The sequence below is a fragment of the Vibrio sp. 1249-1 genome, assembly GCF_033340495.1.
Window position 1 is genome coordinate 1 of the sequence record NZ_JAWOWJ010001147.1, and the last position, 524, is coordinate 524.

Consider the following 524-nt stretch of genomic DNA (forward strand, 5'->3'; position numbering starts at 1 on the left):
GTCGTAAGTAAAGCCGTTTACGCCGTTACCTGTGGTGTACACCAACATAGTTGATGAACCGTAAATTACGTAACCTGCTGCAACTTGCTTATGACCTGGCTGAAGGAAATCTTCTTCTGTCGCGGGTGTGCCAATAGGCGAAACACGGCGATAAATAGAGAAGATGGTACCGACAGCCACGTTTACGTCGATATTTGAAGAACCATCAAGTGGGTCCATCAATACAACATACTTTGCGTTTTGGTTGAGTTCTTTGTTGAACGCAACCGCTTCATCTTCTTCTTCACTGGCAACGCCACAAACTTGGTCACGAGCTTCAAGCGCCGCTTTAAATTTGTCGTTCGCGTATACGTCTAGCTTTTGCTGCGCTTCGCCTTGGACATTTTCCGTGCCGACAGCGCCAGTGATATCACCAAGACCTGCTGCGTTGATTTCACGGTTAACGATTTTTGCAGCTAAACGAATGGATGCTAAAAGAGATGAGAGATCACCGCTAGCGTGGGGGAAATCCGCTTGTTTTTCAA

The 524-nt window shown here is 46.8% G+C and carries 1 pseudogene; it reads right to left on the bottom strand.

Annotated elements, in window-relative coordinates:
- Positions 1-524, bottom strand: a pseudogene (locus R7Z50_RS30955) (fructose-bisphosphatase class I); the annotation flags it as partial.